This window comes from Phenylobacterium sp. P4_E10, assembly GCF_056401675.1.
The window spans coordinates 40,794-66,354 of the sequence record NZ_JBFUIW010000018.1; the positions used below are offsets into that span (position 1 = coordinate 40,794).

Here is a 25,561-nt window from a genome sequence, read left to right on the forward strand (position 1 = left end):
GCGCCCCCCCCACAACCGCCCACCGGCATTGGATCGCCGCGCTACTTCGCCGTAGCCGACAAGGTGTTGCGCGCCTGCCGCGCACCGCCGCCGTCGGCGGTCTGCAACACCATCGCGCCGTCCTCGAACAGGACCCGCCGGGTCGGCGCGCCCTCGATCACGAACAGCCCCTCGCCGTTCAGCGGCTTGAGCAGGCTCGGCGGGCGACGCCCGTTGCGCATCTGAAGGCCTTCGCCCTGCACGCTGACCTCGTAGGCGCCATAGGCTCCCGCCCAGCGGGCCAGTTTGGCCGGGTCGAGCTTGGCGGCGGGAGCGAGGGCTTCCAGCGTCCAGCGGTTCTCGATCAGCGCCGGCTCGCCTAGCGGCGCGCTCGCCAACTTGGTCAGGGCCAGCTGCTGGGCCTTGTCCAGCGCCTGGGCGGCCGGCGCGGGCGCGTCGGGAATGACGCCGGTCCCTTCCCAGTTCTTGCCGGTGATCGGATTGATCGGCGTGCCGCCGGAGATGAACACCGAGAGGCCGTCGCCGACCTCGACCGGGCCGCCGGGATTGGCCCCGCCCGCCGAGGCCTCGCCCACCACCGTCGCGCGCCGGGCGGCCTGCAGGGTGTAGGCGAAGCTCTCGCCGGCCGAGGCGGTGCGCCCGCTGGTCAGGATGTAGATCGGGGTCTCCAGCCGCCGCGTCGCGTCGGCGATCGGCACGGTCGGCGCCTCGTGGTCGTCCAGCTGGCCGCGAACCTTGAAGGTGTTGTAGACCTTGGCGCCCTCCGGCACGAAGTGGCCGACCAGATAGCCGACCATGGCCGGCGAACCGCCGCCGTTGTCGCGGAGGTCGAAGATCAGGGCGTCGGTCCCTGCAGTCAGGGCGAGGGCGGCGTCGGCCGCCTGTCGCGCGCTCTGGTCGCCGTCCGGCTCGAAGTGGGCGAAGCCGCGCATGTCGATATAGCCGATGTTGCCCGGCAGCACCTCCACCGACCGGAAGCCGTAGCCGCCGCGCTTCCTGAGGGCGGCCGGACCGCCGCCCGGACGCGCGTTGACGACCATGTCCGGGACGGAGGGGGACCAGTTGACCGCGAAGTGTCCGTCCTGCGGCCGCAGCCGGGTGGTCAGGGCGGCGGCGAAATCGAGCGGGTCGGTCAACTTGTCGTACGCGCCCTTCTTGGCCTCGGCGCGCAGCTCAGCGGCGATCTTGTGGGCCCTGGCCTCGTCGTAGAACTGCTCGTCGATGGCGGCGGCGATCGCCTCGACCTTGGCCCGCGGGGCGATGGTCGGGGTCTTGGCGAGCGCCGCGCCGGCGCTCAGGGCGACGCACATCGTCGCGACGGTAAGCAGTTTCATTTCGACATCTCCGAGTTCGGCGAACCTCGTGACGATCAAGCTTGGCTATTTTGCGGCAGGGCTGATCAGATCGATCCCGGCTTCGTAGATTCGCCGCAGCGCCCCTTCGTCGGCACCGGCGCGGGCGCGGACCGCCATGGTGTGCATGATCGCAGTGGCCAGCGGCGCCAGGGCGGCAGGCGCGCCGCGGAGCTCGCCGGCAGCCGTCTCGAAGCGGGCCAGATAGGCCCCGTCCAGTTCGGCGAAGGCTTGGTCCAGGACCTCGCGCACCTGCGGATCGACCACCGATTCCGTCACCGCCGTGCCGATCAGGAAGCAGCCCTGCTGGCCCGCGGCGCCCGCCCGGTAGATCTCGCTGGTCCGCGCGTAGATCACGCCCAGCACCTGGCGCAGCGGCGCCGGATTGGCCAGCGCCGCGGTCAGGCTGGCGATCATCTCGCGCCGGGATTGCTGCAGCGCTGCCAGGTACAGCGCCTTCTTGTCCCCGAACGCGCCATAGAGACTCGGACGATTGAGCCCGGTCGCCTCGCACAGGTCGTCCAGCGAGGTGGCCGCGTAGCCGTTCTTCCAAAACGTGTCGCGCACCTGCGCCAAGGCGGCGGCGGGTTCGAAGCTGCGCGGCCGCCCACGCTTGGCCTGTTCTTTTTGTACCACTTCGCACGAAATCCTTGACGGTCGTCTATTTTGTATCAAATGGTACGAAAATAAAACTCGGAGGACACCCCATGGATCTCTACTTCTCTCCGCTCGCCTGCTCGCTCTCCACCCGCATCGCCGTCTACGAGGCGGGGGCCGAGGGCAAGGTCCGCCTGAACCGCGTGGACGGCAAGACCAAGACCATCGAGGGCGGCGGCGACTATCTGGCCGTGAACGCCAAGGGCCTGGTCCCGGCGGTGCGCACCGATGACGGCGAGGTGATCACCGAGAACGCCGCCGTGCTGCAGTATCTGGGCGACGCCTTCCCCGAGGCCGGCATCGTTCCGCCGGCCGGCAGCGTCGAGCGCTACCGCCTGCAGCAGTGGCTGAGCTTCGTGGGGACCGAGCTGCACAAGCTGGTGTTCAATCCGCTGCTCTCGCCCGAGGCCAATGACGGCGCCAAGGCCTTCGCCCGTGAGGCCGCGCCCGAGCGGCTCGACTATCTGAACGCCCACCTGACCGGCCGCGAGCACCTGCTCGACCGCTTCAGCGTCGCCGACGCCTATCTGGCCGCGGTGCTGAACTGGGCGCCGTTCGTCGGCATCGACCTGGCGCAGTGGTCGGCCATCGCCGCCTACCGCGATCGCCTGGCCGCCCGCCCCGCCATCAGCCGCGCGCTGAAGGAGGAGTTCGAGCTCTACCGCGCGGCCTGACCCACGTCCCGCCGGCGGATGCGGACCAGGGCCGAGACCGCGGCGGCGGCGAAGGCGCCCGAGCAGCGGGCGCTTTCGGCGCTGTCGGCCGGACCGCTGGCGGCGACCGCCCCGTCGGCTCGCAGCACCCAGCGCCAGCGCTCGCCGCCCTGTTCGATCACCACTTCATAGTTCGCCTCGACCATAGCGGTCCTCCTCCCAATGACTGGCGCAGGTTCGCTGGGAACGATGCAGGCCGTGCCGTGCAAGCTGTGGAGATTTGGTGCAGGTCATGCCGCCCGCGGCAGCACGACCACGAACCGCGCGCCCTCGACGAACGCGATCTCGCCGCCGTTGGCGGCCAGCAGCGAGCGGGCGATGGAGAGGCCAAGCCCCGTCCCGCCCTGCGCCCGCCGGGTGGTGAAGAACGGTTCGAACAGCCGCTGGCGGTCGGCCGGGGCGACGCCGGGGCCGTCGTCTTCCGTCTCCAGCGTCACCGCCTCGCCGCTCGTCCGTACAGAGACGGTCGCCCGGGCCGCGCCGGCCTGGCGGCTGTTCTGCAGCAGCACGCCGAGCACCGCCTCCAGGGTCGCCGCCGGCACCCGCACCGGCGGCAGCTCGGGCGGCAGCGCCAGCTCGACCCTAAAGTCCTCACTGTTGATCGCATCGGCCACGCGTTGCACCGCGCCGGCGACGTCCACCGACAGCCCGGCTTCCGGCCGCGCCATGTCGGCCCGCGCCAGGTCCAGCAGCCGGGTGACCAGCTGCGAGAGCCGCGCGGAATCGGCGGCGATGTTGTCGAGGAAGCGCCGTCGCTCCTGCGGGGTCATCGACTCCCCGTGGTCCTGCAACAGCTCCACCGCCCCGCTAACCCCGGCCAGCGGCGTCTTGAACTCGTGGCTCATCGCGGCGGCGAAGTCGCGCAGGTAGGCCGAACGCCGCTCGATGGCGGCGGCCATCACCCGGAAATCCTCGTAGAGCGACTGGATCTCCACTGCCGCGGTGGTCGGGGTTTCGGGCACCGTTCCGCCCCCGGCCGCCACCCCGCGCGAGGCCACGCTCAGCGCCTCGATCGGCCGCGTCACCCCGCGTGAGACCAGGCCGGCCAGCACCACCAGCAGGGCCGCGATGCCGATGACGCCGATGGCGATCTTGCCGCGGTCCTCGTAGATCCCGCGGAACAGCGCCCGCGGCGAACGCGACAGCAGCACCACGCCGACCACCTGGCCATCGACCTCGATCGGGCGGGCATGATGCAGGCGCAGGCCTGAGGCCCGGCTCAGCCATTCCAGCGAATAGCGCGGGCGATAGTCGCCGACCCGCCGCAAGACCGTGCGCGGCGTTCCGGCCAAGGCCGACTGCACCTCGGTCAGATCGGCCAACGAGCCGCCGCCGGCGGCGAGGTTCCCGCGTCCGTCCAGCAGCACCACCGCGGCCAGGGTGGTGCGGGTGGTGGCCTCGATCATCGGAGCCAGGCGCTCGGCCACGGCGCTCGCCGTCGCCTCCGGCGGCGCGGCGGTCTTCGGGGTCGGACGCTCCGGCAGCATGGGAGAAGCTTGCAGGTCGATGGTGGTCGGCTCGGGCGCATAGGCGTCGGCCGCCATGGCGGTCGGCGGCGGCGCGCCGGGCCAGGAGGTGGCGGCGGCCGCCGCGATGGCCGCGCCCTGGGCGACCAGCTCGGCCTCGGTCTGACGCACCAGGGTGTTCTCGTAGACACGCAGGAAGATGGCGCTGAGGCCTGGCATGGCCGCGGCGAAGAAGAGCACCGCGAACAGGATGGTCCGCAGCCGCAGGCGCGGCCAGTGACGCTTGGCGAAGGCCTTGACCGCTCCGATCACGCCGCCCCGCCCAGGCAGGCCCCGAGCCGGTAGCCGACCCCGGCGCGGGTCTCGATCACGTCGTGGGCGCCCAGGGCCGCAAACTTGGCGCGCAGGTTGCGGACGTGGCTGTCGACGGTGCGGTCGGTGATCGCAAAGCCTGGGCCGCGCAGGCGGTCGATGATGGCGTCGCGGCTGAACACCTTGGTCGGGGCGGCCGCCAGGGCGCGCAGCACGCCGAACTCAGTGACCGTCAGGGACAGCGGTTGACCGTCCCAGAGCGCCAGCCAGGCGTCCGGATCGAGGGTCAGCCGCCCCTGAGCGATCGCGGCCTTCGGGGCGGCGGGCGGCGGCGTCCCTCGGGCCCGGCGCAGGATCGCGGTCACCCGCGCCGTCACCTCCCGCGGGCTGAACGGTTTGACCACGTAATCGTCGGCGCCCAGCTCGATGCCCAGCACCCGGTCGATCTCCTCGTCGCGCGAGGAGAGGAACAGGATCGGCAGTTCGCTCCTGGCCCGCACCTGGCGGCAAACCTCCAGCCCGCTGAGCCGCGGCATGTTGATGTCCAGCACCAACAGGTCGGGCGCAGCCGCCTCCAACTGGGCCAGCGCCGCCTCGCCGTCCTCGGCCTGGGCGGTCTCGAACCCGGCCTTCTCCAGCGCAAAGGCGAGCAGCTGGCGAATGTGCGGGTCGTCGTCGGCGATCAGGATCTTGGCCATGCGGCTCATGTTCCGGCTTGGGCCGCCGGCGTCAACGGCGCGGGCGCATTCCAGCCGCCCGCGGCGCGGGCCGCATCCAGCCGCCGCTGGCCGCGCCACGTCCAGGTGCGCCAGTGCGATTGGCGCGCCGCGAGGTCAAGCTGCGCCGTCATCCGCGCCCCGCGCGCCTGCGCGGCCAGCTCAGGCGGCAGCGGGCGCTGCGTCAGCTCGACAAGCGGGACCAGCGCCGCGGAGCCGAGCTCACGCAGATAGGGCAGGTCCAGGCTGGGATCGCTGGCGACGCCGGTCACCTCGCGGGCGTGGCGCACGTTCCAGGCCGCGGCCGCCGCGCCAATGTCGGCCACTGCTACAGCGCTCAGCACCAGGCCCATGGCCAGGGCATTGGTCCCGATCAGCCAGCTGGCGCTCCGGCCCCGCATCAGCCGCACGCAGATCAGCACCAGCCCGACCGCGACCAGCGCCATCCAGGCCAGGGCCGCGATCCGCAGCTGGGTCAGGCCGTAGGCCTCCACATAGTCGATCGTTCGCAGAGCACTGGAGGCGACCAGCATCAAATTCTGGCCGACCCAGGCGATCACCAGCCAGCGAACCGCAGGGGCCTGCGCCGAGCCCGGCCGCAGGAAGACCAGCACGAAACCGCCGGCCAACAGCGCCGTGACGATCAGCAGATAGGCGCCGCGATGGGCGTAGTCGGCGAAGCTCACCCCGGCCGGCAGCGGCGCGCCGCTCCACAGGAAGGCCAGGTCGAGGCCGTTCTGCAGGGCGAACAGGGCGTTGAACACCACCAGCGAGATCGCCACCGAGGCCGAGGTCGCCCCGACCGCCGGCAAGCGGCGGGGTCTCGGCGTGAACCGCCGCCTCGCGCCGCGCGGCCGCAACAGCGCCCAGGCGACGACGGCGACGAGGCCCCAGAACAGCAGTCGCGGCTCCGAGAACGGCGGCAGCCGCAGGTTGGCCAGCAGCGACTCCAGCAGCGGATTGGCCATCACGAAGAGGCTGAGGAACACCGCGCCACCGAGCACCGGCAGCACCGCGCCCAGGGCCACGCGCCGCGCCAGGCCGGGCTGGCCGCCCTGGGCGAGAAGGCGGCGGGCGTCCAGCACCGGGGCCGGGATCGCGAGCATCGCGGCGCGCAGCAGGCGCAGGGCCCACTCGGACACGTCGTTTCGCGCATCCGACCGCGGCGACAACACCGCAACAGCCAGCGCCACGGCGCTCAGCGTCCAGGCGATCAGTCCTGGGCGGTCGAGCAGCAACAGGCAGAACCCGGCGGCCACGGCGAAGGCGGCCAGAGCCCGCCGATCGCGCCGCGCCTCCGGGTGGACAAGGACCGCGGCGGCGAGGGCTGCGGACATCGCCAGCGCCAGGTTGGCCCCGAACTCATGGTCGAACAGCAGGACGTCGGCGGCGGCGACCAGGGCTGCGGCCAGCGCGGCCTTGGTCCAGATCGAGGTCCGCCAGCGGAAAGGCGCGCCGGTCATGCGAAGGCTCCGAGTGAAAGGAGCCCTGCTTGTGCCTGCGCCGCTTCCAGCCTTGCGGGACAGGCCGTCCACACCTGAAGGCGGCGCCGTGCAGAAGCTGTGCAGGCTTGCGCCTTGACCCGCGCGGCCAGGACGCGAGACTAGCGGCCCAAAGTTCGCGTTCGCCGGAGAGCCTCCCCTGTCCATTCCCATCGAAATCGCCGTGGCCGGCGCGCTCGGCCGCATGGGCCAGGCCGTGACGGCGGTCATCGCCGGGCGCGAGGACGTGCGGCTGGCCGCCCGCTTCGACCGGCCCGGCGTGGAGGCCGAGGGGCTTGTCCCGCTGGAGGACGCCCTGGCCAAGGCCCAGGTGGTGATCGACTTCACGACGCCGTCGGCCTCGGTCGCTCTGGCGCAGGCCGCGGCCAAGCGCGGCGGACCGGCCCTGGTGATCGGCTCGACCGGCGCCTCGGAAGAGCAGATCGACGCCATTGGCGCGGCGGCTCAGGCCGTACCGATCGTGTTCGCCGGCAATTACTCGCTGGGCGTCAACATGCTGATGGGCCTGGTCGCCCAGGCGGCCCGCGCCCTCTCGGCGCAGGCCTATGACATCGAGGTCACCGAGTCCCACCACAAGCGCAAGGTCGATGCCCCGTCCGGCACCGCCCTGATGCTCGGCGAGGCCGCCGCCCGCGGCCGTCAGGTCGCCCTGGCCGATGTCGCCCAGCGGATCCGCGACGGCATCACCGGCCCGCGCCCGGCCGGCGAGATCGGCTTCTCGGTGATCCGCGGCGGCGGCATCATCGGCGAGCACTCGGTGATCTTCGCGGCCGAGGACGAGATCCTCACCCTCAGCCATTCGGCCCGCGACCGCGGCCTGTTCGCGCGCGGCGCGGTGGAGGCGGCCCGCTGGGTCGCCGGCCAGCCGCCCGGCCTCTACGACATGCAGGACGTGCTGGGGCTGAAGTGATGGCCGATCTCCTCGCCCGCGACGCCACCGGCCAGCTGTCGGCGCTGAGGACCAAGGAGATCTCCGCCGTCGAGTTGCTGAAGCTCTCGCTCGCGCGGCACGAGCAGACCCATCAGCGGCTGAACGCGGTGATCGTCGCCGATCTCGAGCGGGCGCTGGATCTGGCTAAGGCGGCCGACGATCTGCGAGCCAAGGGGGCGGGCGGGCCGCTGACCGGCCTGCCCATGACCATCAAGGACACCCTCGACGTCATCGGCATGGCGGCGTCTTCGGGGCTTGAGGCCCTGCGGCGGCGCAAGCCGGACGACGCGGCCGCCGTCGCCGAGGTGCGCCGGGCCGGGGCGGTGATCTGGGGCAAGACCAACGTGCCGGTGATGGCCGCCGACTGGCAGAGCTTCAATCCGCTCTACGGCGTGACCAGCAACCCCTGGGACACGGCCCGCACGCCCGGCGGCTCCTCCGGCGGCGCGGCGGCGGCGCTGGCGGCGGGGATCACCCCGCTGGAGATCGGCTCCGACATCGGCGGCTCGCTGCGGGTCCCGGCCAGTTTCTGCGGGGTATTCTCGCACAAGCCGACCTGGGGCCTGGTCAGCCAGGTCGGCCACGTGCCGCCGGCCCCCGGAACCCATGCCGAGCGCGACATCAACGTGGTCGGGCCGATGGCGCGGTCGGCCCGCGACCTGCGCCTGCTGATGTCGATCCTGACCGAGGGCGTGCCGGCCAAGGCCGAAATCGCCAATCTGAAGACCCTGAAGATCGGGCTGTGGCTCGACGGTTTCCCGCTCGACCCCGAGGTCCGCACGACGTTGGAGGACCTGGCCGGGCGGCTGCGCGCCGCCGGCGCCGAGGTGCGGCCGATCTCCGCGCCCGTCCCGCTCGATCAGCTGATGGACGCCTATCAGGTGCTGCTCGGCTCGGTGGTCGCCACCGACATGCCCGAGAAGGTCCAGGCCGGGATGCGGCGGATGCGGGGCCTGGCCGGTCTTGCCCGGACGTTTGGCCGGCGCGCCTCGGCCGAGCTGATCGCCGCCTACGCGGCCACCCACGCCGAGTGGATCGCCGCCGACGAGGTCCGCGCGCGGCTGCGCCATACGGCCGAGGCGGCGTTCGCTCGGTTCGACGTGATCCTGGCCCCGGTGGCCCCGGTCGTCGCCTTTCCGCACGACCACAAGCCGTACGCCTCGCGCCGGCTGCAAGCCTCGGACGGCAGCGTGATCCCCTATCCGGCCATGCTCAACTGGATCAGCCTGGCCAGCGCCCTGCACCTGCCGGTCACCGCCATCCCCGCCGGCTTGGCGGCCTCCGGCCTGCCGGTGGGCGCCCAGCTGATCGGCCCGCTCGGCGCCGATTCCCGCACGCTCTCCATCGCCCAGGCCATCGACGAGGCGCTCGGCGGCTTTATCGCGCCGCCGGTGGCGGGATAGTTTTCCTCCCCTGCGCAGGGGAGGAACTGAAGGCCCCTTGAGCCCCCTGCCCGCCTCTGGCATTCCCGGCCCATCCAATTCAGAGGGCGACCCATGACTGAACCGCGCGGCCTGACGCCCCTGACGGCGACCTTCAAGCGCTGGGACGGCAATCACGACCTGCCGCTGCCGGCCTACGCCACCGCCGGCGCCGCGGGCTTCGACTTCCGCGCCGCGACGCCCGACGGCGAGACGATCACCATCGCCCCGGGCGCGCGCAAGCTGATCCCGACCGGCTTCGCCGTCGCTCTGCCGATCGGCTACGAGATGCAGATCCGTCCGCGCTCGGGCCTGGCCGCCAAGAACGGCGTCTCGATCGTCAACGCCCCGGGCACCGTCGACTGCGACTATCGCGGCGAGATCCTGGTCTGCCTGATCAATCTCGGCGCCGAGGACTTCCACGTCCGCCGCGGCGACCGCATCGCCCAGGGGATCATCTCCGCCGCCCCGCAATGGGTGCTGGTCGAGGCCGACGAGCTGGACGACACCGACCGCGGCGCTGGCGGTCACGGCTCGACCGGGGTTTAGGCTTCTTCCTGCAGATCCTCCCCCGCTGGGGAGGTGGATCGGCGCATAGCGCCCTGACGGAGTCAGCCGTTGGCTGACAGCTCCCCAAGTGGGGGAGCATCGTTGCTGTTTCGCCGCCTACCGCCGCAGCACCAGCCCCATCCGCAACGTCCGCGGCGCGTCGAAGCTCTCGACGCCGTCGCCGGTCTGGGCGGTCTCGATGCTGGCGTCGAACAGGTTGTCGGCTGCGGCGTAGAGGGTGATCTGGCGCGACACCGACCAGTCGGCGCGTAGGGAGACCTCGGTCCCGGCCCCGAGCTTGCGGCTGTTGAGATCGTCGTCGAAGCGCGAGCTCTCGTAGCGCATCACCGCGCGCAGGCTGAGCGGATCGATCGGCCGCCAGGTCGCCTCGCCGGCAGCGGTCAGGCGCGGGGTCTGGGCCGGGCGCAGGCCGGTGAGCTGCGGCGCGGCGCTTCCGCCGTCGACCTCGGCCTGGGTGTAGGCGCCGGCCAGCCGCAACGAGACCGCCTCCCAGCTCCGCTCGACCTCAGCTTCGACGCCATAGGCGTTCACCTCGCCGGCGTTCTGGCGCTGGCGCAGCACGCCGCCGGCCGGAATGAACCCGGCGATCGGGAAGGTCGCGGGCCCCGATCCGATCGTGACGTTGGCCACCGCGCCGTCCAGGCGGCTGGCGAAAACCGTGAGGTCCCAGCGCAGCTCGCCCTCGCCCCCGAGGCCCAGCTCGACCCCGTAGAGTTTCTCCGGCTCGAGGCCGGCATTGGCCTCGGTGACGTCGTTGCCGACCCGGAACGGACGGTAGAGCTCGTTCAAGGTGGCCGGCCGGAAGCCGGCATAGGCGGCGGCGCGCAGATGGGTCTGATCGGCGATGTCGTAGCGGGCGCCCAGGCGTCCGGTCGGCAGCCAGCCGTCGCGATCCTGCGGCCGGTTGTCGAGAGTGGTCGCGCCGGTCGCCGCGTCGTGCTCGGTGCGATGGCCCTCGAAGGTCGCCCAGCGGTCGAGCCGCAGGCCACCGGTCACCAGCCAATCGCCAGCCGTGCGCCAGGTCTCGCCATAGAGGCCGACCACCGACTGGGTCCCGCCGGCCACGCGCTCGCGGGTGAAGGCGCCGGTCAGGTAGCGGAACTTCTCGCGCGTCTCGCCGTCGAACAGCCGCGCGTCGCCGCCGACTTCCCAGCCGCCCGCCGCGCCGTCGCGGCGCAGGGCGGCGTTGAAGCCGTAGCCGGTCGCCGGGGTGGCGAACTGCTCGCTGGCCGGTGTGGTGGTGTTGCGCCCGGCGCCCACTGCCGCCGAGCGGTTTTCCAGATCCGAGCGCTTGGCCCAAGCCTGCAGCCGCCAGCCCAGCTCATCGTCCTGGCCCGGATCGGCCAGGGTCGCCGACAGGGTCGCGCCGGTCGCGCGCGAGTCCGCCCCGACCAGGCCGGCGCCGCGCTTTTCCTGGAAACCCGAGAGCCGCAGGGCCAGCTGCCGTTCTCCGACCTGCGGGGTCCAGCGCAGCAGGCCGCCCAGGCCGCGATAGTAGAGCTCGGTGTCGGCCGCGCCGCGGCCCGCGCCGACTGGGATCCAGCCGTCGCTACGTTCGGCCGAGGCGGCTGCGAACAGGTCGCCGACCGCGCCGGCCGCAGAGCCGCCGACCAGACCACGCTCGCCGCCATAGACTTCGTACTCGCCGCCGCGCGGAACCTGGGTGCGCTCAGACAGCTGAATGGTCCCGGTCAGGGCGCCGGCGCCGTAGGCCCCCGACCCGGCCCCGCGGACGACGCGCACCTGCTCGATGGCCACCGGCGGCAAGCCGGTCCAGAGCACCCAGCCGCCGAACGGATCGTTCTGCGGCGCCCCGTCCAGGGTCACCAGGGCGCGGCTGGCGCCGGAACCGGCGATGGAGCGGACGCTGATCCCCTGGGTGGTCGGGTTCGAGGCCTGGCTGGAGGTGCGGCGGAACAGCTGCACGCCCGGCGTCGCGGTCAGCGCCTCGTCCAGGCGCGGCGCGGTGGCGATCGCCGCCCCGTCGATGGTCAGGATCGAAAAGGCGCGGTCGGCCGGCGAGGCCGGCAGGCGCGCGGCCTCGACGGTGACCACCTCGAGCGTCGTGGGAAGGTCCATGCAGCCCCTAGTTCGAACGGCGCGTCGGCAGCGTCTTGTCGAGATAGGCGCGGATCTCGGCCAGTTCGTTCGGCTTCGCCTCCGCCCCGCGTTCGACCATCGCCTGGATGACGTCGGGCCAGGCAACGGATTTGTCCACGCGATGGACGATCACGTCGGCCTCATGGCAGGTCGTGCAGACCCGGGCGGCCACCGCGCGTCCAGGACCGGGCGGCAGGGCCGCGGCCGGATCGGGCGTAGCCGCGCCCGCGAGCCACAGGCTGGCCAGTAAAGCAAAACTCATCTTGTCATTTCCCCCTAGAGCCTGGCGGAGGCTCTCGTTCCAAAGTCACGCTCCAAGGCGGCCGGCACGGGGCCGCCCGCCGCCCAGTCGAGCAGCTCGACCGTATGGACCACCGGCACGCCGGTACCGTGGGCGATCTGGGTCAGGCAACCGATATTGCCGGCGGCGATCACGTCCGGCGCCGTGGCCTCGAGATTGGCGACCTTGCGCGCGCCCAGCTGGCCGGCCAGGTCCGGCTGCAGCAGATTGTAGGTCCCGGCCGAACCGCAGCAGATGTGAGCCTCTGCCGGCTCGACCACTGTGAAACCTGCCGCCTGCAGCAAGGCCTTGGGAACATTGCCGATCTGCTGGCCGTGCTGCAGCGAGCATGCCGAGTGGTAGGCGACCTTGAGCGGCGGGGCGGCCGAGGCTTGCAAGGGGCCAAGCTCTTGCAGAACCTCGGAAACGTCCTTGGCGAGGGCGGAGATCGTCGCCGCCTTCTGCGCCCATTCGGCAGATTCCCGGAAGATGAAGCCGTAATCCTTCACAGTCGTCCCGCAGCCGGAGGCGGTGACGATGATCGCGTCGAGCCCCTCGCCCTGCAGCTCGCGGGTCCAGGCGGCGATATTGGCCTTGGCCAAGGCCTGCGAGCGATCGGCCTTGCCCAGGTGGTGCGGCAGCGCCCCGCAGCAGCCCGACCCGGCGACGGTGACGACGTCCGCGCCCAGGCGGTTCAGCAGCCGGATCGCCGCGCCGTTGATCTCCGGGGCCAGCACCGGCTGGGCGCAGCCGGCCAGCAGCGCCACGCGCATCCGACGCTCGCCGTGCGCCTTGAAAACATTTGGCTTCTCGGCCGGGTCGGGCGGCGGCAGGCGGGCCGGGGCCATCGCCGCCATGATCTTTAGCCGACCTGGCAGCAGGCCTTGCAACGGACGTCCGAGCTGGGCCAGCCCCAGCGCCCAGCGGAACGCCGTGCGGCTCGGCAGCACCCGCGCCAGCAGCTCGCGCAGGATACGCTCCGGCCACGGACGAACATGGTGCTCCTCGATGTACGCGCGGGCGTGATCGACCAGGTGCATGTAGTTCACGCCCGAAGGGCAGGTGGTCATGCAGGAAAGGCAGGAGAGGCAGCGGTCGACGTGCTTGACCGTCCGCGGCGAGGGCGGGCCGCCCTTCTCCAGCATCTCCTTCATCAGGTAGATCCGGCCCCGAGGGCTGTCGAGCTCGTCGCCGAGCAGCAGGTAGGTCGGGCAGGTCGCGGTGCAGAAGCCGCAGTGTACGCAGGTGCGGATGATCTTCTCGGACGCGGCGGTGTCCGGATCGGTCAGCTGGGCGGGGGAGAAGCTGGTCTGCATCAGGCGTACATCCGCCCCGGGTTGAAGAGGCCTTGCGGGTCGAACTGGCGACGCACGCGCTCGCTGAGCGCGGCCAGGCCCGGGGCCTGCGGCTGGAACGGCGCCACGACGGTGCGCACAGCGGCCGGGGCGCGCATCAGGGTGGCGTGGCCATCGCGCCCGGCGACCTCGAGCAGGACCGCGCGCACCCGGGCCGCGTGGGCGTCGGGCGCGGCCGGCAGCTCCAGCCAGACCCCGCCCCCACCCCAATCGTAATAGCAGCGCCCGCCGAGTTCCTCGGCCAGGCGGCGGCCGACCGCCGCCCCATTGGTCGGCGCCACCGAGAGCTTCCAGACGTCGCCGGACGTGCCGACGAAGGCGCTGGCGTCGGCGATCTCCTTCCAGGCCAACAGCGAGGCGTCGCGGTCGAGCACCGCCTGGCGGGTCTCGCCGGCCAGCAGCTCGGCGAGATGGGCGATGCGGGCGCTCACCGAGGGCCGCACGCCCTCGACCCGCAGCAGGGTGACCGAGCCGCCGGCGGCTGCGAGCTCGCCGACCCTGGACGCGGCGGCCACGTCGGCTGGCAGGTGGGCGGCGGCCGAGACCTGGGCTGGACAGCCCAGCGCCTTGGACATGGCGCCGATGGCCGCCTCGTCGGTGAGGCCGCGGATCAGCAAGGTCTGGGTCTCCGGCGGCGCGGGCAACACCTTCAGGGTCAGTTCGGTGGCGACGCACAGCGTCCCGAAGCTGCCCGCGACCAGCTTGGGCAGGTCGAAGCCGGTGACGTTCTTGACCACTCGCCCCCCGGCCGCGAACGCCTCGCCAAAGCCGTTGACGCCCTTGACGCCCAGGCTGTGGTCGCGCGGCCCGCCGGCCGTCAGCCGCCGAGGTCCGCCGCGGCCGGTCATCACCGCGCCGCCGACGCTGCCTGCGCCGGCCGGCAGCCCCCAGAGCGGCCCGAAGTCCGGCGGCTCGAAGGCCATATGCTGGCCCCGCTCGGCGAGAAGCTCGGCGATCTGCGCCATCGGGGTCGCCGGCCGGACCGCGAGGATCAGCTCCTCGGGCTGGTAGGCGACCACCCCGTCGAGACCCGAGAGGTCCAAGGTCACGTCCGCATCGACCGGCCGGCCGAAACTGCGGCGCGCGCCGCGGCCGAGCAGCTCCAGCGTCCTGCCATCGGCCAGGGCGTCGCTCACCGCCTGCGCGGCCTCCGCCGCCGTTGTCGGGGACCAGGTCTCGCTCACGCCGTCAGAACCGTTCGAGCTCGGGGAAGCGCACCTCGCCGCGATGGATGTGCATGCGGCCGAGCTCCGCGCAGCGGCAGAGCGTGGGGAACACCTTGCCCGGATTGAGCAGCCCGCCGTCGTCGAAGGCGCACTTCAGCCGTTGCTGCTGGTCGAGGTCGGCGGGGCCGAACTGAACCTCCATCAGGTCGCGCTTCTCCACGCCCACCCCGTGCTCGCCGGTCAGCACCCCGCCGACCTCGACGCAGAGGGTGAGGATCGCCGCGCCCAGCTCCTCGGCGGCGTGCAGCTGGCCGGGCTGGTCGGCGTCGTAGAGGATCAGTGGGTGCAGATTGCCGTCGCCGGCATGGAAGACGTTGGCGATGCGCAGGCCGCAGTCCTCGGCCAGCTCGTTCATCCGTGTCAGCACTTTCGGCAGGGCGGCGCGCGGGATGGTGCCGTCCATGCAGTAGTAGTCGGGCGAGATGCGGCCCACGGCGGGGAAGGCCGCCTTGCGCCCGGCCCAGAAGCCCTTGCGTTCGTCCTCGTTCGTCGAGACGCGCAGGTAGCTGGCGCCACACCCCTCGCCAATGCCGCGCACCACCTCGATCAGGTGGTCGACCTCGGCCGGCGGACCGTCCAGCTCGATGATCAGCAGGGCCTCGACATCGAGCGGATAGCCGACCTTCACGAAGGCCTCGGCCGCGGCGATGGCCAGCCGGTCCATCATCTCCATGCCGGCCGGGATGATGCCGGCGGCGATGACGGCGGCGACGCAGGCGCCGGCCGCCTCGATGTCCTGGAAGCCCATCAGAAGCGCGCGCTGGGTCTCGGGCGCCTGCAGGATGCGGACCGTCACCTCGGTGACGACGCCCAGCAGCCCTTCGGATCCACAGACCACGCCGAGCAGGTCAAGGCCCTCGGGGTCTAGGTGCGGACCGCCGAGCCGCAGCACCGTGCCGTCAATCAGCACCAGCTCGACGCCGAGCAGATTGTTGGTGGTCATGCCGTACTTCAGGCAATGCACGCCGCCGGCGTTCTCGGCGACATTGCCGCCGATCGAGCAGGCGATCTGGCTGGAGGGGTCGGGCGCGTAATAGAAGCCGCGGCCGGCCACCGCCTGGGTGACCGCCAGATTGGTCACGCCCGGCTGCACCACGGCGCAGCGGTTGTCGTAGTCGACCTTCAGGATGCGGTTGAACTTGGCCATCCCCAGGATCACCCCGTCGGCCAGCGGCAGCGCGCCGCCCGACAGGGAGGTCCCGGCCCCGCGCGGCACCACCTTCAGACCTTCGCGGCTGCAGTAGGCGAGCACCTTGCTTACCTGATCGACGGTCTCGGGCAGCACGACGATCATCGGGCGCTGGCGATAGGCGGTCAGACCGTCGCACTCATAGGCGGCCAGTTCGGCGTCATCGTCGATCACCCCCTCGCCCGGCACGATCGCGCGCAGTGCGAAGACGAACTCGGCGCGGCGGGCCAGCAAAGCCTGATCGGGCGGGGGCATCTGCATGTCGTCCCCGACATAGCGCGGTTTGCGGTCGCGCGGCGAGGTGCGGTTTTCGCGAGCGCCCGCGTCTGGAGATAGCCGCCGCAATCTTCACGGGAGGGGCTCTTGTCGCGCAACTGGCACAGCAGCGGTCCTGTTCAAGGACGCGTGGTCTGCTTAGGTTCGACTAAGGAGACCCGCCATGCATGCACGCCTGATCATCGCCGCCCTCGCCCTCGCCGCCCTGAGCGCCGCCTCGCAGGCGCAGGCCCAGGCGAGCCCGGGAGAGACCCTGTTCAAGCAACAGTGCGGAACCTGCCACACGATCGCGCCCGGCGCGCCGAAGATGGGCCCGCCACTGAAGGGCGTGGTCGGGCGCAAGGCCGGCACGCTGCCCGGCTTCGCCTACTCGCCGGCCCTCAAGGCCTCCGGCGTCACCTGGAGCGCCGACAGCCTGGACAAGTACCTGGCCAAGCCGATGGCCTTCGTGCCCGGCACCAAGATGATGGTCGGCCTGCCCGACGCGACCAAGCGTGCGGCAGTGGTCGCTTATCTCGTCGCACAGAAGTAAACTCCCGCCTGAGGTGGCCTTCATGAGCACGGCTGACCTTCGGCGACCTGACACGAGCAGCGCCTATCCCGCCGGCTCCCGAGAAACCGCGCCCGACTATCACGCCCTCGGCACGTTCTCGGAGACCTGGTCGTTCCTGGAATTCTTCCTGGGGCGCTGCCTGAGCGCGCTGGGCGCGGAGGCCGCACCCGGCCTGCTGGCGAAGCTGGAGGCCATCGACGCCGCCGCGCAGCATTTGGAAGGACTTGAGGGGCAGGAAGTCATCGCCCTGGCCGTCGAGGTGCGCGCTCTGGCCGGCAAGCGCGAGGCGGTGCTGCAGGACCTGGCCCGCGCCAGCCTCAACCGGATGGGCTTGCACATGTTCGCCCCGGCGGACGCCGCGCTCGGCCCCAACGCCGTCGCCTCACCGCTCGACAACAGCTCCAAGGCCGTGGACGCCCTGCACATGCGGGCCTGCGACTTGGTCCGGCGGAGCGCTCTGCTGCTCTGTACGCTGGAGAAAAGCGGGGCCTAGATCAGGGCCCGGGCCATCCGCTCGGCCAGCTTGCGGGCCACCTCGGACTTGGCGGTGCGCTCCCAGCGCTCGATCCCGGCTGTGGTGACGATGCTGACCGCATTGTCGTCGCCGCCCATGGTGCCGGCGATGCTGACGTCGTTGGCGACGATCCAGTCGCAGCCCTTCCGGGCCAGCTTGGCCTGGGCGTAGGCCTCCACGTCGTTGGTCTCGGCGGCGAAGCCGACGACCAGTTTCGGCCGCTGGGCGGCGCGCGACAGGGTCGCCAGGATGTCGGGGTTCTCCACCAGGCTGATGGCCGGCGGACCCGACCCGTCCTTCTTCATCTTCGAACCGGCCTCGGTCGCCGGGCGCCAATCGGAGACCGCCGCCACGCAGACGGCGATGTCGGCCGGCAGGGCCGCTTCGCAGGCGGCCAGCATCTCGCGGGCGGTTTCGATGTCCACGCGCTTGACGCCGGCAGGCGTGGGGACGGCGACGGGGCCCGCGACCAGGGTCACCTCGGCCCCCAGCTCAGCCAGGGCCTGAGCGATGGCGAAGCCCTGCTTGCCGCTTGAGCGGTTGGTCAGCACCCGCACCGGGTCGATCGGCTCCGCAGTGGGTCCCGCCGTGACGATGGCGCGCTTGCCGGCCAGCGGCCGCGCCGCCGGTCCCTGCAGCGCCGCGACGATCGCCTCGAAGATCGCCGCCGGCTCGGCCATGCGCCCAAAGCCGAACTCGCCGCAGGCCATGGCCCCTTCGTCCGGCCCGACGAACAGCACGCCATCGGCCTTCAAGGTCGCCAGGTTGCGGCGGGTGGCCGGGTGCTCCCACATCCGCACGTTCATGGCCGGGGCCATCAGCACCGGCTTGTCGGTGGCCAGCAGGGTGGTCGAGGCCAGGTCGCCCGCGAGGCCGTGGGCGGCCTTGGCCATCAGGTCGGCGGTGGCCGGCGCCACCACCACCAGGTCGGCCGAGCGCGACAGCTCGATATGGCCCATCTCGGCTTCGTCGGTGAGCGAGAAGAGCTCGGAATAGACCTTGTCCTCGCTGATCGCAGAGAGCGACAGCGGGGTGATGAACTCCTTGCCGGCCGCGGTCAGGATCGGCCGCACGCCGATGCCCGCCTTGCGCAGCAACCGGGTCAGTTCGAGCGCCTTGTAGGCGGCGATCCCGCCGCCGACGATCAGAAGAATTCGCTTATCCGACAAGGCTTCGAGCCCCTCCGCACTAGTCCCGTGGTCATAGGCCAAACTAGGCCGCTGGACAAGGATTATCCCCCTGACCCACCTCGCGTGTTGGTGTAGTGGCGGGTCCGCCACACACGGAGCGCGAGGACTCCGTTTGGGTGATTCGTCAATGCGTCAAACGCATGTGAACCACAGAAGAAATTCGCAGAACTGAACTGAACCGACGCAGAAAGTCTTGGTTAACCTGACGCGCTTCGCTATTAAGAGGCGTATGGCACTACTCGACTACCTGTCAGCCCGCCGCGCCGAGATCGAAGCGCAGATGAAGGCTCTTAAGGGTGAACTGGCTGAAATCCGGGTCGCCGAGGCGGCGCTCAACGGCGCGCCGACCGGGCGCACTGCCGTGTCCGGCCCTCAGGGAGGCGGTGTCGTCCGCGAGGGCTCGATCAAGGACTGGGTTTTGAAGGCGCTCTCCACCTACCAAGGCGGAATGACGACTGATGGAGTGAGGGCTGCTGTCGCTGGGCTGGGCGGCCCAGACGTGCCGCGGAACTCCATGACCCCGCAACTTTCGCGCCTGAAAGCTGCGGCTCTAATTGAGCTGGACGGACGCCTTTGGCGGCTTGCCGCAAATGATCCGTTCATGTTCGAAAACGAAGAAACGCCAGACGGGTACCAGCCGTCCGGCGCTTCGGAAGAGGCCGAGGATTTCCATGGCCTCTAGAACGTCCAACCCCAGCCGTAGCGGGCGCAGAGGAAAGGAGCATCCCATGTGGCAAACCGCCTTGTTAGACGGCGCCGTGTGAGGGGGTCGCAAGACCCCCCGCACGGCCTCCGTTCTAGCGGATTCCGACGAATCCGTCACCCCCAAAACTGAACGTAGGAGGCCATCATGGCCGGCAAGACCCCGCCGCGGCAGACGTCGCCGCGCATCTCCACCATCGCCGCGAAGACCCTTTCGGGTGACTTGAGCCCGAGCAAGTCCCAGGTGAAGGCGATGGCGGCTTCGTTGTTGTCGCAAGACCAGACCAAGGGCCAGAAGCCTAAGTAGGCAGCGGCTCCTTAAGCCGAGTAACGCGTAGGACGCAGCTTGTGGGTATCTGGATCACTCCCGATACCTGCAGGCTGCGCTCGTCGTTTATGGCCCCCATGTTCGGGGCCAGCGCCTTCATCTGGGCGTCGTCGCGGATGAGCCAGCCCACCGACGCGCACCGGATCGTGCCTGTAGGCTCGAACGATGATAGATACGACCAGGTTGGAATGGGCTGGGCGCTATCCTCCCATTCGATCATGACGAGCGGACAGGAGACGCTGTTGCCCGACTTGACCTTAGCTGACGCCTTGCGAGAGGGCCGCGTCGATGAGTTCGCCGAGGTGGCCGAGCGTCGCTTGGCCGAACTCGGCCTCGGGCCGCCCACAGAGGCCGAGTTCGACGCGGGTGTGGCGCGGGTCATCAGATCGCACCGATCAGAAGATCGAACATCGCGTTCTGCATCTGACGATGGTTCGAACGGAAGCTGAACTCGTCGAGATACCGCTGCATGTACTTCGGCGAGACGTGGATGTGGGTGGACTTCACCGACCACTTGAACAGTCGCCAGAAGCTTTCGACGTGCGCGACGTGGTGGCGGACCCCAGTCTCCGGATCGGTCTTGGCCCACTCCTTCTTGTTGTGGTTGACCGAGCCGTGGGTGTAGTCGGCGTCGCCCAGTAAACGATAGCCGTGATGCTCGTCGGTCGAGACCGTGGTGCGCGGCTGTATGTTTTCGAGCACGATTTTCCGCAGGGTGACGGTCTTGGTGTCGGGGGCGACTTCGGCCCGGAAGGGTCCGCCACGCTCCTTCATCCCGACGATGACGGTCTTGTTGTCGCGAGGGTTGCCTTGCGAACGCGCGATGCGCCCGCCGTGGAAATGCTCGTCGATTTCAACGTGGCCCTTTAGGGCGACGAACTCTTCCGCCGAGCCCATCAGTAGGCGGATCTGTTGGCCGATCCGCCAGCCCGTTTTGTAAGTCACGCCGAGCTGACGTTGCAGCTCCTTGCCGCTGACGCCGTGACGCGTCGTGACAAAGAGGTAGATCGCATAGAACCACGAGACGAGCGGGGTCCGCGTGTCGTGGAAGATCGTGTTCGCGGTCGGCGCGATCTGATGAAGGCAGTGCGGGCAGGCATAAACCCGCCGCTCGCGAAGTTTGTGGAACTGGCCTTCAGCGCCGCAGGCCGGACACATGATCTCCGTGCCGCCGAAGCGCACCTTCATGATGTGCTCCAGGCACGCCTCGTCATCCGGGAACCGCGCGAAGAACTCGCGGACCGAGAAGGCGGGCGAAACTGAGGGGCTCTTGCTCATGACCAGTGTTATGCGTCATGGGCGAACGTGGGTCAAGGGGATAATCCTTCGCTGGACAAACCTCGGTTTCTGTTCTTAATTTGTTCCACAACCTGGCCGTGAAAAGGAGAGAACGCGTGGCAAGGTACAAGATTGCGTTGAGCCTGGGCCTGGCCCTTGTCCTGACCGCCGCCTGCGAGCGGCCCTCGGCGGTCGCCAAGAAGGAAGAGGGGCCGGCGGCGTCCTCGACCGACCGGGAAGACGCCCCGGCCCGCAGCGCCAGCGTCGAGCGCCGCGACGAGCCGGTCCGCGAACTCGACGGCAAGGCGATCTGGTCGGCCAGCCGCCGCGGCAGCGCCGAGGAGAACGCCCAGCGCGCCTTCGATCGCAACGGCGAAGCGTTCGGGGCCAGGAACCTCGACGACTTCGTGCGCAAGGCCTACGCCTTCATCGAGAACCCACCGCCCGGGACCGAGCGCCTGACGCGCCGCAACGGCGACGTGCTGCTCTACGACGCCAAGGGCAACGTCTTCGCGGTGGCATCCAAGGACGGCGCGCCGCGGACCCTGTTCAAGCCGGACGGGGGCGCCGCCTATTGGCAGGAGCAGAAGGATCGCGAGGCCCGCCGGCAGACCGCTCGGGCCGACCGCGAGGAGCGGAGCGGCGGAGACAGCTGATCCGGAGCGGGGGCGGCGCAGTCAAACATTTGTTCGAACCGCCCCTTCCGCCCGCCCCGCCCCTGCGCTAGCGTCCGCGGCAATCGAATTTGAAGACGCGGGAGAGCGACATGAAGGCGGTGCTCAGCAAGGTGACCGGCGGACCGGAAACCCTGGTGGTCGAAGACATTCCCGCGCCGGAGGCCAAGCCCGGCTACGCGGTGATCTCGGTCAAGGCGGTGGGCGTGAACTTCCCCGACGTGCTGATGATCGAGGACAAGTACCAGTCCAAGCCGCCGCGTCCGTTCTCGCCGGGCGGCGAGCTGTCGGGCGTGGTCAAGTCGGTCGGCGAAGGCGTCACCAACGTCAAGGTCGGCGACCGCATCCTGGCCAACACCGGCTCTGGCGGGATGGCCGAAGAGGTCCTGCTGCCGGCCAACCGCCTGTGGCACATCCCCGACGCCATGCCGCACGACATCGCCGCGGCCTTCATCCTGACCTACGGGACCAGCTGGCACGCCCTGAAGGACCGCGCCGACCTGAAGGCCGGCGAGACCCTGCTGGTGCTCGGCGCGGCGGGCGGCGTCGGCCTGGCGGCCGTCGAGCTTGGCAAGGCCATGGGCGCGCGAGTGATCGCCGCCTGCTCCAGCCAGGAGAAGGTCGACCTGGCCATCAAGCACGGCGCCGACGCTGGGGTGGTCTATGGCCGCGGTCCGTTCGACCGCGACGGCCAGAAGGCGCTGGGTCAGCTGTTCAAGGAAGCCGGCGGCGAGAACGGCTTCGACGTCATCTATGACGCCATCGGAGGCGACTACGCCGAGCCGGCCCTGCGGGCGATCGCCTGGGAAGGCCGCTACCTGGTCGTCGGCTTCGCGGCCGGCGACATCCCGAAGATCCCGCTGAACCTGGCGCTGCTGAAAGGCTGCCAGATCGTCGGCGTGTTCTGGGGCACCTGGGCGGCGCGCAATCCGGAGCTGTTTTCCCAAAGCATCGACGAGCTGCTGGAGCTCTACGCGCAGGGCAAGGTCACGCCTTACGTCTCCGAGCGCTTCCCGCTGGAGCGCGGCGGCGACGCCATCGCCCACCTCGGCAGCCGCAAGGCGATGGGCAAGGTCGTGGTCACCATCGACTAGGCCGGTTGATCCGGACGCAGACTTCAACGCCCAGGCGCCCGTCGCCTGGGCGTTTTGCGTGTGCCGGGGCTCTAGGCGCGCCGACGCTTTTCGTGTTTGTCGTGCCGGCGACAACCGCCTCGACGCGGCGGCGGTCCGGCTTTAGTTATCGCTGATCATATAAAAACGCAGGGAGCGAAGCATGGCGGGGCGTCTGGACGGCAAGGTGGCCGTGATCACCGGCGGCGTATCAGGAATCGGGCTCGGCAGCGTCGAGCTGTTCGTCGCCGAGGGCGCCCAGGTGGTGGCCGCCGACATCCAGGACGAAAAAGGGGCGATGCTCGAGAAGCGGTTCCCCGGCAAGGTCGTCTACGCCCACTGCGACGTCACCGACGAAGCCCAGATCGCGGCGGCCCTACAGAAGGCCAAGACCGAGTTCGGCGGCCTCGACATCCTTTTCAACAACGCCGGCATCTCCGACCGCATGACCTCGATCACCGAGGTCACCGCCGAAGGCTGGAGCTGGATCTTCGACATCCTGGTGCGCGGCCCGGCGCTGGGCATGAAGCACGCCGTGCCGCTGATGCTGGAGCGCGGCGGCGGCTCGATCATCAATACCGCCTCGATCGCCGGGCTGCAGGCGGGCTTCGGCCCGATCGCCTATTCGACAGCCAAGGCCGGGGTGATCCACATGAGCCGCGTCGCTGCGGCCCAGTTGTCGCGCCAGAAGATCCGCGTCAACGCCATCTGCCCGGGGCTGATCGCCACCTCGATCTTCGGCGCCTCTTTCGGCCTGCCCCGTGAAGTCGCCGACCAGCTGGCGGCGCGCGTCGCCGAGAACGCGGCGGCGGCCCAGCCGGTGCCGAAGGCCGGCATGCCCGAGGACATCGCCCAAGCCGCGCTCTACCTGGCCTCCGACGCCGCGGCCTTCGTGTCGGGCACCCACATCGTGGTCGACGGCGGCATCACCGTCGGCGGACGCCACGCCTGGGACAGCGAGTCCGTCTCGCCGTTCGCGACCATCCTCGGCGACCTGTCGCCGGCCCAGCCTTGAGCCGCGCCGGCGGCTCGCTGCGTCTGGCGCCGGGGCTGGACCCCGCGCGCCTGGCAGGCGCGTTCGCCCTGCACCAGCGGCTGCATCTGCCGGGGCTGTTCGCTCCGGCGGACGCCAAGGCCATCGGCGCGGCCCTGGCCGGGCCGGTGCCCTGGCACAAGTCGATGCACATCGCCGGCAAGGGCTACGACTTCGCCCTCGAGACCCTCGACACGATGCCCGCCGACAAGCGCGCGGCGATGGACACAGCCTTCGTCGAAGGCGGCAAGTCCGACTTCCAGTACCAGTTCGACGCCTGGCGGCTCTCCGATCACATGGAGGCGGGCGCCCGCCAGGGCGGCGACCTGGCGCCGATCGAGGCGGTCTACGACCTGCTCAACAGCCGGTCCTTCCTCGACTTCATCGCCGCCCTCACCGGCGAGACGCGAGGGGCCTATGTCGACGCCCAGGCCACCCGCTACCGGCCTGGCGACTTCCTTACCGCTCACGACGACGAGGTCGCGGGCAAGAACCGGCTGTTCGCCTATGTGCTGAACTTCACGCCAGCCTGGCGGCCGGACTGGGGCGGCCTTCTGGCCTTCCACGACGCCGACGGCCATGTGTCGGAGGCCTACACCCCGACCTTCAACGCCCTGAACATCTTCCGGGTGCCGCAGGTTCACGCTGTGACCCAGGTGGCCAGCTATGCGGCCGGTCCCCGCCTATCGATCACTGGATGGATACGTGAGCGCTGAGACCAAGTCCGCCGCGCTCGACCACAATGTTCACGGGGCGTTGTGGATGGTGGCCTCGGCCGTCGGCTTCACCGCGATGACCACCCTGATCAAGTATCTCGGCGACGACTATCCGGCGTCGCTGCAGACCTTCTACCGCCAGCTGGCCGGGTTCATCGTGCTGCTGCCGATCATCCTGAAGCGGCGCCGCGCGGCGTTCACCACCACCCGGCCCGGCATCCTGATCTTCCGCTCGGCGGCCGGGACCTTGGGGATGATCCTGTCGTTCTACGCCTTCCAGAAGATGCCGCTGGCCGACGCCAACGCGCTCTCCTTCACCCGCACCCTGTGGCTGGTCCCGCTGGCGGCGATCGTGGTGCGCGAGACGGTCGGGCCGCTGCGCATCGGCGCGGCGGTGATCGGCTTCATCGGCGTCTTGGTCATGCTGCGCCCAGGCGTCGGCGGCCAGTTCGCGGTCGGCTGGCCCGCGGCGGCGATGCTGGCCTCGTCATTCCTGTTCGCCCTGACCATCACCGGCATGAAGGTGATGACCAAGGACCACTCGCCGACCGTGCTGCTGGTCTGGTCGGCCACCCTCGGCCTGTTCATGGCGTTGCCCGGCGCGTTCATCGCCTGGCGCTGGCCCGAGCCGCTCGATCTGGTGCTGCTGGGGGCCATGGGCGTGCTGGGGACCATCACCCAGGGCTGCTACATCAAGGGCATGTCGATCGGAGACGCCGCCGCCATGGCCCCGATCGACTACATCCGCCTGGTGTTCACCGTGATCGTCGGTCTGACCCTGTTCCACGAGGTCCCGAGCGTCTGGACTGTGGCCGGGGCCGGCATCGTCGTCGCCTCAACCCTGTTCATCACCTGGCGCGAGGCGCAGACCGCAAGGGCGGCGAAGCGCGCCGCAGCGATCGACGAGGCGGCGGCCTAGAGCCCTCTAGAGCGTGTCAGGCGTCCTAGTCGTCCTCTCGCGCCATATGGCGCAGGACCTTCTGGGCCTCCAGCTTGTGCTTGGGCCGCAGGTTGCGGCCGACCACCGCCATCAGGGCCGCGAACACCGCCGCGTCGTCGGTAAAGCCGACCACCGCCAGCACGTCGGGAATGGCGTCCGTCGGCAGCACGAAGTAGGCCAGGCCCGCCATCATCAGCGCCTTGGCGCGGGTCGGGGTGTCGGGATCACGGGCGCAGAACCAGACCGACAGCGCGTCGTCGGCGAACGGTATCCTGCTCGCCACCCGCCGGATCTTCGGCCAAAAGCCGCGCTCCACACGCCGCTCGTTGACCCGCGCCACCGCCGGGACCATCGCCTTCGACGGATCGATCGTCGCCTTGGCGTCGAAAGCCTTGCTGTTTACGTGGGGTGACGCTTTTGACTCGGCGCTCATCGGGCTAAAGCCTCGGATAACG

At 70.4% G+C, this 25,561-nt stretch carries 28 protein-coding genes; 13 read left to right on the forward strand and 15 right to left on the reverse strand.

The genetic code is table 11. From position 1 onward, the window contains the following. Nucleotides 1-41 precede the first annotated feature (41 nt). Both AC1DQJ_RS18040 and AC1DQJ_RS18045 read right to left on the reverse strand, forming a co-directional pair. Nucleotides 42-1,334 (reverse strand): S41 family peptidase, encoded by a 1,293-nt coding sequence (locus AC1DQJ_RS18040; protein ID WP_477605822.1) that lies wholly within the window; start codon nucleotides 1,332-1,334, stop codon nucleotides 42-44. Between the two features lie 45 nt (nucleotides 1,335-1,379). Further along, on the reverse strand, nucleotides 1,380-1,988 hold the full coding sequence (locus AC1DQJ_RS18045; RefSeq protein ID WP_477605824.1) for a TetR/AcrR family transcriptional regulator: 609 nt from the start codon (nucleotides 1,986-1,988) through the stop codon (nucleotides 1,380-1,382). Nucleotides 1,989-2,059: 71 nt separating this feature from the next. Between AC1DQJ_RS18045 and AC1DQJ_RS18050 the strand changes: the two genes are divergently transcribed. Continuing rightward, complete coding sequence (locus tag AC1DQJ_RS18050; RefSeq protein WP_477605826.1) at nucleotides 2,060-2,683, forward strand: glutathione binding-like protein; 624 nt, start codon at nucleotides 2,060-2,062, stop codon at nucleotides 2,681-2,683. Here AC1DQJ_RS18050 and AC1DQJ_RS18055 read toward each other — a convergent pair. The 4 genes from AC1DQJ_RS18055 to AC1DQJ_RS18070 all read right to left on the reverse strand — a co-directional run bounded on the left by AC1DQJ_RS18055 (nucleotide 2,668) and on the right by AC1DQJ_RS18070 (nucleotide 6,679). Continuing rightward, nucleotides 2,668-2,868 (reverse strand): hypothetical protein, encoded by a 201-nt coding sequence (locus tag AC1DQJ_RS18055; protein WP_477605828.1) that lies wholly within the window; start codon nucleotides 2,866-2,868, stop codon nucleotides 2,668-2,670. The two genes, AC1DQJ_RS18050 and AC1DQJ_RS18055, sit on opposite strands and share 16 nt — an antisense overlap. An 84-nt stretch (nucleotides 2,869-2,952) precedes the next feature. Further along, nucleotides 2,953-4,500, reverse strand: coding sequence for a sensor histidine kinase (locus AC1DQJ_RS18060; protein ID WP_477605830.1), 1,548 nt, complete (start codon nucleotides 4,498-4,500; stop codon nucleotides 2,953-2,955). Further along, nucleotides 4,497-5,207 (reverse strand): response regulator, encoded by a 711-nt coding sequence (locus tag AC1DQJ_RS18065; protein ID WP_477605832.1) that lies wholly within the window; start codon nucleotides 5,205-5,207, stop codon nucleotides 4,497-4,499. Before AC1DQJ_RS18065 ends, AC1DQJ_RS18060 begins: the two co-directional genes overlap by 4 nt. Beyond that, entirely contained in the window at nucleotides 5,204-6,679 is a 1,476-nt protein-coding gene (locus tag AC1DQJ_RS18070) for a DUF4153 domain-containing protein (protein ID WP_477605834.1), read from the reverse strand. Before AC1DQJ_RS18070 ends, AC1DQJ_RS18065 begins: the two co-directional genes overlap by 4 nt. A 178-nt stretch (nucleotides 6,680-6,857) precedes the next feature. Here AC1DQJ_RS18070 and dapB point away from each other — a divergent pair, with 178 nt between their 5' ends. From dapB to dut, 3 genes are all read left to right on the forward strand, one after another. After that, nucleotides 6,858-7,628 carry a 4-hydroxy-tetrahydrodipicolinate reductase gene (gene dapB / locus AC1DQJ_RS18075; RefSeq protein WP_477605893.1) on the forward strand — a complete coding sequence of 257 codons (771 nt, stop codon included), beginning with the start codon at nucleotides 6,858-6,860 and terminating at the stop codon, nucleotides 7,626-7,628. Next, nucleotides 7,628-9,052 carry an amidase family protein gene (locus tag AC1DQJ_RS18080; protein ID WP_477605836.1) on the forward strand — a complete coding sequence of 475 codons (1,425 nt, stop codon included), beginning with the start codon at nucleotides 7,628-7,630 and terminating at the stop codon, nucleotides 9,050-9,052. The genes dapB and AC1DQJ_RS18080 overlap by 1 nt, the downstream gene beginning before the upstream one ends. Before the next feature lie 93 nt (nucleotides 9,053-9,145). Then, a complete protein-coding gene (gene dut / locus AC1DQJ_RS18085) occupies nucleotides 9,146-9,619 on the forward strand; it encodes a dUTP diphosphatase (protein ID WP_477605838.1) in 474 nt (157 codons plus the stop codon). A 117-nt stretch (nucleotides 9,620-9,736) separates the two neighbouring features. Here dut and AC1DQJ_RS18090 read toward each other — a convergent pair whose 3' ends face one another. The 5 genes from AC1DQJ_RS18090 to AC1DQJ_RS18110 are packed head-to-tail and all read right to left on the reverse strand — an operon-like array spanning nucleotide 9,737 to nucleotide 16,051. Further along, nucleotides 9,737-11,719 carry a TonB-dependent receptor gene (locus tag AC1DQJ_RS18090; RefSeq protein ID WP_477605840.1) on the reverse strand — a complete coding sequence of 661 codons (1,983 nt, stop codon included), beginning with the start codon at nucleotides 11,717-11,719 and terminating at the stop codon, nucleotides 9,737-9,739. Between the two features lie 7 nt (nucleotides 11,720-11,726). After that, nucleotides 11,727-12,002 (reverse strand): hypothetical protein, encoded by a 276-nt coding sequence (locus tag AC1DQJ_RS18095; protein ID WP_477605842.1) that lies wholly within the window; start codon nucleotides 12,000-12,002, stop codon nucleotides 11,727-11,729. 14 nt (nucleotides 12,003-12,016) lie between these two features. Beyond that, entirely contained in the window at nucleotides 12,017-13,336 is a 1,320-nt protein-coding gene (gene glcF, locus AC1DQJ_RS18100) for a glycolate oxidase subunit GlcF (RefSeq protein WP_477605844.1), read from the reverse strand. After that, nucleotides 13,336-14,559, reverse strand: a complete 1,224-nt coding sequence (locus AC1DQJ_RS18105) for an FAD-binding protein (protein ID WP_477605846.1) — start codon at nucleotides 14,557-14,559, stop codon at nucleotides 13,336-13,338. Before AC1DQJ_RS18105 ends, glcF begins: the two co-directional genes overlap by 1 nt. Nucleotides 14,560-14,563: 4 nt before the next feature. After that, the gene (locus AC1DQJ_RS18110) at nucleotides 14,564-16,051 is read right to left on the reverse strand and encodes an FAD-linked oxidase C-terminal domain-containing protein (protein WP_477605848.1); all 1,488 of its coding nucleotides are present in this window, start codon (nucleotides 16,049-16,051) and stop codon (nucleotides 14,564-14,566) included. Nucleotides 16,052-16,229: 178 nt separating this feature from the next. On the opposite strand from AC1DQJ_RS18110, the gene AC1DQJ_RS18115 reads away from it, so the two are divergent. After that, on the forward strand, nucleotides 16,230-16,598 hold the full coding sequence (locus AC1DQJ_RS18115) for a c-type cytochrome (protein ID WP_477605850.1): 369 nt from the start codon (nucleotides 16,230-16,232) through the stop codon (nucleotides 16,596-16,598). 22 nt (nucleotides 16,599-16,620) lie between these two features. Continuing rightward, nucleotides 16,621-17,112 (forward strand): hypothetical protein, encoded by a 492-nt coding sequence (locus tag AC1DQJ_RS18120; RefSeq protein WP_477605852.1) that lies wholly within the window; start codon nucleotides 16,621-16,623, stop codon nucleotides 17,110-17,112. Here the strand turns inward: AC1DQJ_RS18120 and coaBC are convergent. Continuing rightward, entirely contained in the window at nucleotides 17,109-18,302 is a 1,194-nt protein-coding gene (gene coaBC / locus AC1DQJ_RS18125; protein ID WP_477605854.1) for a bifunctional phosphopantothenoylcysteine decarboxylase/phosphopantothenate--cysteine ligase CoaBC, read from the reverse strand. The two genes, AC1DQJ_RS18120 and coaBC, sit on opposite strands and share 4 nt — an antisense overlap. Before the next feature lie 214 nt (nucleotides 18,303-18,516). On the opposite strand from coaBC, the gene AC1DQJ_RS18130 reads away from it, so the two are divergent. Together AC1DQJ_RS18130 and AC1DQJ_RS18135 are read left to right on the forward strand one after the other, a co-directional pair. Next, nucleotides 18,517-19,005 (forward strand): hypothetical protein, encoded by a 489-nt coding sequence (locus tag AC1DQJ_RS18130; RefSeq protein ID WP_477605856.1) that lies wholly within the window; start codon nucleotides 18,517-18,519, stop codon nucleotides 19,003-19,005. Between the two features lie 168 nt (nucleotides 19,006-19,173). Further along, nucleotides 19,174-19,332 (forward strand): hypothetical protein, encoded by a 159-nt coding sequence (locus tag AC1DQJ_RS18135; RefSeq protein ID WP_477605858.1) that lies wholly within the window; start codon nucleotides 19,174-19,176, stop codon nucleotides 19,330-19,332. A gap of 278 nt (nucleotides 19,333-19,610) precedes the next feature. Here the strand turns inward: AC1DQJ_RS18135 and AC1DQJ_RS18140 are convergent, their stop codons facing one another. Together AC1DQJ_RS18140 and AC1DQJ_RS18145 are read right to left on the reverse strand one after the other, a co-directional pair. Continuing rightward, the gene (locus tag AC1DQJ_RS18140; protein WP_477605860.1) at nucleotides 19,611-19,745 is read right to left on the reverse strand and encodes a hypothetical protein; all 135 of its coding nucleotides are present in this window, start codon (nucleotides 19,743-19,745) and stop codon (nucleotides 19,611-19,613) included. Further along, nucleotides 19,735-20,631: an IS1595 family transposase gene (locus AC1DQJ_RS18145; protein ID WP_477605862.1), complete on the reverse strand. Its 897-nt coding sequence runs from the start codon at nucleotides 20,629-20,631 to the stop codon at nucleotides 19,735-19,737. Before AC1DQJ_RS18145 ends, AC1DQJ_RS18140 begins: the two co-directional genes overlap by 11 nt. A gap of 116 nt (nucleotides 20,632-20,747) precedes the next feature. Here AC1DQJ_RS18145 and AC1DQJ_RS18150 point away from each other — a divergent pair, with 116 nt between their 5' ends. The 5 genes from AC1DQJ_RS18150 (at nucleotide 20,748) to AC1DQJ_RS18170 (ending at nucleotide 25,085) form a co-directional block, all read left to right on the forward strand. Beyond that, a complete protein-coding gene (locus AC1DQJ_RS18150) occupies nucleotides 20,748-21,287 on the forward strand; it encodes a hypothetical protein (RefSeq protein ID WP_477605864.1) in 540 nt (179 codons plus the stop codon). 110 nt (nucleotides 21,288-21,397) lie between these two features. Then, complete coding sequence (locus tag AC1DQJ_RS18155) at nucleotides 21,398-22,399, forward strand: NADPH:quinone oxidoreductase family protein (protein ID WP_477605866.1); 1,002 nt, start codon at nucleotides 21,398-21,400, stop codon at nucleotides 22,397-22,399. A 181-nt stretch (nucleotides 22,400-22,580) separates the two neighbouring features. After that, the gene (locus AC1DQJ_RS18160) at nucleotides 22,581-23,432 is read left to right on the forward strand and encodes an SDR family NAD(P)-dependent oxidoreductase (protein ID WP_477605868.1); all 852 of its coding nucleotides are present in this window, start codon (nucleotides 22,581-22,583) and stop codon (nucleotides 23,430-23,432) included. Next, entirely contained in the window at nucleotides 23,429-24,166 is a 738-nt protein-coding gene (locus AC1DQJ_RS18165) for a 2OG-Fe(II) oxygenase (protein WP_477605870.1), read from the forward strand. Before AC1DQJ_RS18160 ends, AC1DQJ_RS18165 begins: the two co-directional genes overlap by 4 nt. 46 nt (nucleotides 24,167-24,212) lie before the next feature. After that, nucleotides 24,213-25,085 carry a DMT family transporter gene (locus AC1DQJ_RS18170; RefSeq protein ID WP_477605895.1) on the forward strand — a complete coding sequence of 291 codons (873 nt, stop codon included), beginning with the start codon at nucleotides 24,213-24,215 and terminating at the stop codon, nucleotides 25,083-25,085. A 25-nt stretch (nucleotides 25,086-25,110) separates the two neighbouring features. Here AC1DQJ_RS18170 and AC1DQJ_RS18175 read toward each other — a convergent pair whose 3' ends face one another. Beyond that, nucleotides 25,111-25,539, reverse strand: coding sequence for a YkvA family protein (locus AC1DQJ_RS18175; protein ID WP_477605872.1), 429 nt, complete (start codon nucleotides 25,537-25,539; stop codon nucleotides 25,111-25,113). Between the last annotated feature and the right edge of the window lie 22 nt (nucleotides 25,540-25,561).

What these genes read in the sequence shown, in the direction of transcription:
- AC1DQJ_RS18040 (WP_477605822.1), bottom strand. Translation starts at nt 1,334, where the DNA reads ATGAAACTGCTTACCGTCGCGACGATGTGCGTCGCCCTGAGCGCCGGC.
- AC1DQJ_RS18050 (WP_477605826.1), top strand. Translation starts at nt 2,060, where the DNA reads ATGGATCTCTACTTCTCTCCGCTCGCCTGCTCGCTCTCCACCCGCATC.
- AC1DQJ_RS18055 (WP_477605828.1), bottom strand. Translation starts at nt 2,868, where the DNA reads ATGGTCGAGGCGAACTATGAAGTGGTGATCGAACAGGGCGGCGAGCGC.
- AC1DQJ_RS18065 (WP_477605832.1), bottom strand. Translation starts at nt 5,207, where the DNA reads ATGAGCCGCATGGCCAAGATCCTGATCGCCGACGACGACCCGCACATT.
- AC1DQJ_RS18070 (WP_477605834.1), bottom strand. Translation starts at nt 6,679, where the DNA reads ATGACCGGCGCGCCTTTCCGCTGGCGGACCTCGATCTGGACCAAGGCC.
- AC1DQJ_RS18080 (WP_477605836.1), top strand. Translation starts at nt 7,628, where the DNA reads ATGGCCGATCTCCTCGCCCGCGACGCCACCGGCCAGCTGTCGGCGCTG.
- dut (WP_477605838.1), top strand. Translation starts at nt 9,146, where the DNA reads ATGACTGAACCGCGCGGCCTGACGCCCCTGACGGCGACCTTCAAGCGC.
- AC1DQJ_RS18090 (WP_477605840.1), bottom strand. Translation starts at nt 11,719, where the DNA reads ATGGACCTTCCCACGACGCTCGAGGTGGTCACCGTCGAGGCCGCGCGC.
- AC1DQJ_RS18095 (WP_477605842.1), bottom strand. Translation starts at nt 12,002, where the DNA reads ATGAGTTTTGCTTTACTGGCCAGCCTGTGGCTCGCGGGCGCGGCTACG.
- glcF (WP_477605844.1), bottom strand. Translation starts at nt 13,336, where the DNA reads ATGCAGACCAGCTTCTCCCCCGCCCAGCTGACCGATCCGGACACCGCC.
- AC1DQJ_RS18110 (WP_477605848.1), bottom strand. Translation starts at nt 16,051, where the DNA reads ATGCAGATGCCCCCGCCCGATCAGGCTTTGCTGGCCCGCCGCGCCGAG.
- AC1DQJ_RS18115 (WP_477605850.1), top strand. Translation starts at nt 16,230, where the DNA reads ATGCATGCACGCCTGATCATCGCCGCCCTCGCCCTCGCCGCCCTGAGC.
- AC1DQJ_RS18120 (WP_477605852.1), top strand. Translation starts at nt 16,621, where the DNA reads ATGAGCACGGCTGACCTTCGGCGACCTGACACGAGCAGCGCCTATCCC.
- AC1DQJ_RS18135 (WP_477605858.1), top strand. Translation starts at nt 19,174, where the DNA reads ATGGCCGGCAAGACCCCGCCGCGGCAGACGTCGCCGCGCATCTCCACC.
- AC1DQJ_RS18145 (WP_477605862.1), bottom strand. Translation starts at nt 20,631, where the DNA reads ATGAGCAAGAGCCCCTCAGTTTCGCCCGCCTTCTCGGTCCGCGAGTTC.
- AC1DQJ_RS18155 (WP_477605866.1), top strand. Translation starts at nt 21,398, where the DNA reads ATGAAGGCGGTGCTCAGCAAGGTGACCGGCGGACCGGAAACCCTGGTG.
- AC1DQJ_RS18160 (WP_477605868.1), top strand. Translation starts at nt 22,581, where the DNA reads ATGGCGGGGCGTCTGGACGGCAAGGTGGCCGTGATCACCGGCGGCGTA.
- AC1DQJ_RS18170 (WP_477605895.1), top strand. Translation starts at nt 24,213, where the DNA reads ATGGTGGCCTCGGCCGTCGGCTTCACCGCGATGACCACCCTGATCAAG.
- AC1DQJ_RS18175 (WP_477605872.1), bottom strand. Translation starts at nt 25,539, where the DNA reads ATGAGCGCCGAGTCAAAAGCGTCACCCCACGTAAACAGCAAGGCTTTC.